Annotated in this window: 5 protein-coding genes; 2 read left to right on the forward strand and 3 right to left on the reverse strand. The window is 72.0% G+C overall.

Features of this window, described 5'->3' with window-relative positions:
• Both AB0J09_RS57465 and AB0J09_RS57470 read right to left on the reverse strand, forming a co-directional pair.
• A partial coding sequence (locus AB0J09_RS57465; protein ID WP_360711374.1) for a serine/threonine-protein kinase occupies window positions 1-963 on the reverse strand: 963 nt, incomplete at its 3' end.
• Between the two features lie 43 nt (window positions 964-1,006).
• The gene (locus tag AB0J09_RS57470; protein WP_360711377.1) at window positions 1,007-1,645 is read right to left on the reverse strand and encodes a pyridoxamine 5'-phosphate oxidase family protein; all 639 of its coding nucleotides are present in this window, start codon (window positions 1,643-1,645) and stop codon (window positions 1,007-1,009) included.
• 71 nt (window positions 1,646-1,716) lie between these two features.
• Here AB0J09_RS57470 and AB0J09_RS57475 point away from each other — a divergent pair, with 71 nt between their 5' ends.
• Window positions 1,717-3,108: a PLP-dependent aminotransferase family protein gene (locus AB0J09_RS57475; protein ID WP_360711380.1), complete on the forward strand. Its 1,392-nt coding sequence runs from the start codon at window positions 1,717-1,719 to the stop codon at window positions 3,106-3,108.
• A gap of 241 nt (window positions 3,109-3,349) precedes the next feature.
• Entirely contained in the window at window positions 3,350-4,057 is a 708-nt protein-coding gene (locus AB0J09_RS57480) for a hypothetical protein (RefSeq protein ID WP_360711383.1), read from the forward strand.
• On the opposite strand, the gene AB0J09_RS57485 is transcribed toward AB0J09_RS57480, so the two are convergent.
• A partial coding sequence (locus tag AB0J09_RS57485) for a hypothetical protein (RefSeq protein ID WP_360711385.1) occupies window positions 4,038-4,417 on the reverse strand: 380 nt, incomplete at its 5' end. The genes AB0J09_RS57480 and AB0J09_RS57485 overlap by 20 nt on opposite strands.

The raw sequence follows: 4,417 nt of genomic DNA on the forward strand, positions 1-4,417 counted from the left end.
CGCCAGCGCGCCGCCCATGGCCACGCGGGTCGTGTTCGAGCGCAGGCCGCGGAACACCGTCCTGGCCAGCGAGGTCGTCGCCTCGGGAGCGGGCGTCCGCGGCGTGGGCAGCAGGAACGCGAGCAGGGCCACGAGCGCCGCCAGTCGCCGTTTGCCACGCTCCTCCCAGTCCTCGCCGTACGCCGCCCTGGCCGTGGCCTCCAGCTCCGCCACGAACGCGTGCGCGCTGACCGGCCGCTGCGCGGGATCCTTGGCCAGGCCGCGCCTGACCAGCTCGCGCGCCGGGTCCGGCGCGTCGTGGAAGGGCACGGGCGCGTGGACGTGCTGATAGCCGAGCACGCTCGGCTCGGTCGACCGGTACGGCCGGTGCCCGGTCAGGCACTCGAAGAAGACCGCCGTGGCCGCGTACACGTCGGTCGCCGGCGAGGCCGGCAGCCCCTCCCACAGCTCCGGCGCCATGTACGGCGGCGTGCCCTCCGGCTGCGCGACCGTGCCCTGCTGTACCGCGATCCCGAAGTCGACCAGCTTGCTGACCCCGTCGTCCCTGACGAGCACGTTCTCCGGCTTGTAGTCCCTGTGCACCAGCCCGAGGTCGTGCGCCTTGGCCAGCCCGAGCAGCGAGCCCTTCAGCACGGCCAGCGCCGCCTCCGGCTCGGTCGTGCCGTTCTCGCGCAGCAGGGCCCGCAGGGAGACGCCGTTGATCAGCTCCATCACGATGCAGGCCCCACCGGCGTCCTGGATGTACTCCCACATCGTGGCGATGTTCGGATCGCGCAGCGTGGTCAGCAGCCGGGCCTCCGACTGGAACCTGGACAGCGCGGCGGGATCGCGCCGCAGCTCCTCGGAGAGGTACTTGATCGCGACCTTGACCCCGGTCTCGTCGTGCAGGGCCAGCGCCACCCGTCCGCTGGCGCCCGCCCCGAGCTGCTTGACTTCGGTATATCCGGGAGCGCTCCACTCCATCGCCGTCTCCCATCAGGAGCAGGTGGTGCCCTGCTTAATGGAACTACTCCCGATGGAGGATGTGAACCGGCATATCGATACCTTCTGGGAGCACCGGATCCGCCTCCGGTTCGCCCCATGAGGTGACCAGGGGCAGCACTCCGGCCCATACCGGCAGGTCGTAGTCCTCTTCCTCGTCCTTGGGCGCCCCGCTCCTCATCTTGACCGACGCCTCCTCAAGCGACAGCGCCAGCACCGCCGTGGCGGCCAGTTCCTTGCGCGACGGCCGCCTGACGTAGTCCCACTGGCCGGGCGCGAGCTGCTCGGCCAGGGCCCGCAGCCCCGCCATCCGCTCCTCGGGGTCCGTCACCAGCCTGGCCGGCCCGTAGATGATCGCCGAACGGTAGTTGACCGAGTGGTGGAAGATCGAGCGGGCCAGCACTATGCCGTCCACGTGCGTGACCGTGACGCACACGTCGCTTCCTTCGCCCGCTCGCAGCGACGTGGCCGCGGTGGAGCCGTGCAGGTAGAGGGTCTCGCCGATGCGGCCGTAGCCTGTGGGGACGACCATGGGATGGCCGTTCACGATCACGCCCAGGTGGCAGATCAGCCCGGTGTCGAGCACCTCGTAGAGGTCGTTCCTGTCGGTGCTGCCGCGCTGCTTCTCGCGGCCGAGCGTGGTGCGGGGAGTGGTGGAGAGCATGATTCGACGGTAACCACGAAGTGGACCTATCCTGTATGGCCACTATCGAGCCCTTCGCAGAGACCACTTCCGTGCGTACCCATGTTGACCTGCCCATATCTCTCTCACGCGACTCGGACGCGCCGCTGACCGCGCAGCTCGCCGACTGGCTGCGGCATGCCATGCTCGACGGCACGCTGGCGCCCGGCGAGCGGCTGCCGTCCACGCGTTCCCTGGCGGCCCAGCTCGCGGTGAGCAGGACCGTGATCACGGAGGCGTACCAGCAGCTGTACGCCGAGGGCTGGCTGGACGGACGGCACGGCTCCGGCACGTTCGTGGCCGACATGGAGGTCACCGCGCCGCAGCCCAGGGAGAGCACGTACGTGCCCGCGCCGCCGCCGGCCCCGGCCGACTCGATCGACCTCACGCCGGGCGAGCCCTGGGTGCGCGACTACGACCGGGCGGCGTGGCGGCGGGCCTGGCGCAAGGCCGCCGAACTGCCGCCGGGCGCCTCGCCCAATCCGTACGGCCTGCCCCGGCTCAGGGAGCTGCTGGCCGAGCACTTGAGACGGGCCAGAGGCATGGCCGTCGGCCCGGAGAACATCCTGGTCACCAGGGGCACCGGCAACGGGCTCGACCTGTGCGCGCTGGCCCTGCTCGGCGGCGGCCGAGCTCCGGCACGGGCCGGCGTCGAAGACCCGGGCTACCACGTGGCGCGGACGGTGTTCGCTGCCAGGGGCGCCGAGGTGGTGCCGTGCCCCGTGGACGAGGACGGCGTGATCGTGGACGGGCTTCCCGGCGATCTCCGCGTGCTCTACACCACCCCCGCGCACCAGTACCCCCTGGGCGGGCGGCTGCCGATCCCGCGCAGGGAACGGTTGCTGGCCTGGGCCAGGAGCACCGGCGCGACGATCATCGAGGACGACTACGACGCCGAGTTCCGCTACGACGTGGCCCCGCTGCCCGCCCTTTACGGCCTGGACCCGTCCCGGGTGGTGCTCCTCGGCACCCTGTCCAAGACCCTCGCGCCCGACGTGGGCGTCGGCTGGCTCGTCGGCGATCCGGAACTGGTCGCCACGATCGCCCGCCTGCGCCGCAGCATCGCCGACCGCACCAGCGGCCCCGTACAGCAGGCCGTGATCACCCTGCTGGAGCACGGCGACCTCGACAGGCACCTGCGCAGGATGCGCCTGGAGTACGCGCGCCGCCGCGCCGCGGTCGTCGAGCTCCTCGGGCCCGTCTGCCGCCTGCGCGGCGACACGGCCGGGCTGCACGTCCTGGCCGAGCTGCCCGCCTCCGTCGCGCCGGACGTGATCGCCCGGGCCAGGGAGCACGGCGTCCTGCTCGACTCCACCATGCGCCACCACCACGGCCGGGCGCACCTGCACGGCCTGGTGATCGGGTACGGCTCCGCCTCGCTCGCCGAGGTCCGGCGCGGCTGCCGGATCCTGGCCAAGCTGATCCGCGACGCCAAGGCTCGCTAGCGCCCCCGCCCCACGGCATGGGGCGCCCGCGCGCCCGAACGGCGCGACTGCCGCTCTCCCACCGTCCGTGGTTGCGGTCCTTTGGCGGATGGGGCGGGCAGTACGCGCCCCCCTGGCCGCAAAAGGACCCGGGGGGAGTACGGCGGGTCAGGGTTGGTGTCCGATACACGAGGATGCTCAGGCCGGATCTGAGTAGCCGAGCGCTCGTGACAGCCCGCACCGGCACAGCACCATGAACCGTATGAAATGGTGGCTACTGCTCGCGTCCCTGCTCGTCACCCTGCTCACCGCCTGGTTGATCCTCTACGCAGGCGTGGCGCTCTCCACGCTTGTCTCGCTCGCCGCCGGGGCGGTCAGCCTGCTCTGGCTGGTCGTCATCCTGACCGTCCCGTGGAACCTGTGCTTCGCCGCCCGCCACGTCGTCCACGAGATCCAGGTGTCCAGGGAGGCCGGCATCGAGGTGGCCCAGCACCGCGAGGACGAGGCCAGGCGCATAGGCCGGCGCATGCTCGTCCTCGCGATCTCCGGCCACGTCGTGTCCGCCGCGGTGATCGCGGTCGTGACGTTCTTCTCAGGGGCCCAGATCGGCTACTACTTCGCCGGGTTCTACCTCCTCGCGACCGCTTTCCGCCCGATCGGGGCGTACACCTCGCACCTGCGCGACCGCGTCAGGACACTAGGCCAGGAGGTGCGGTACCCGCGCGTGGACGTGATCGCCCTGCGCGGCCAGGTGTTCGAGCTGGAGACGGTCGCGCTGGGCCTGCGGCGGGACATCGAGGAGCTGACCGCCGCCCGCCGGGCGTTGGAGCTGGCGGACCACGATCTGGGCCGCCGGATGACGCTCATGGCCCGCCGGTTCGACGAGACCGTGGACGGGCTGAGCGACAACCAGGAGGTGATCACGGGATTGAAGGCGTTCCTGCGGCTGGTCAGGGCGGACCCTGCGTAGGGGGCTCCAGGCCGCGCAGGACGGGGAGGGCGCGGCCGGCGTACACCGGATCGACCGGAAGCACGTGCCGCGCCCACCAGCGCGCGGGGCCGGGGTCGGGGGACGGCTCGGTGAAGGCGGGTGCGTAGTCGTCGTACGGCGGGTCGTACAGGTAACCCGTGGCCACCCCGCGCCGCTCCAGTTCGGCGATGGCCGCGTCCCTGTCACGCACCAGCAGCGGGACGCGGAACAGCGGCTGCCGGACGTTGTCGCGCACGGCGGGAGCGACCGTGGGCAGCTCGGCCAGGCGCGCGACGCCCGCCAGCCGCCGCCGGCGGTCCGAGGGCACCTTGGCCAGGCGCCTGGACTGGTGCCGTCGGG

This window comes from Nonomuraea sp. NPDC049784 (assembly GCF_040659615.1).
Lineage (GTDB): Bacteria > Actinomycetota > Actinomycetes > Streptosporangiales > Streptosporangiaceae > Nonomuraea.

Excerpts from the sequence above, each read along its gene's own strand:
- AB0J09_RS57470 (WP_360711377.1), bottom strand. The coding sequence starts at position 1,645 with ATGCTCTCCACCACTCCCCGCACCACGCTCGGCCGCGAGAAGCAGCGC.
- AB0J09_RS57480 (WP_360711383.1), top strand. The coding sequence starts at position 3,350 with ATGAAATGGTGGCTACTGCTCGCGTCCCTGCTCGTCACCCTGCTCACC.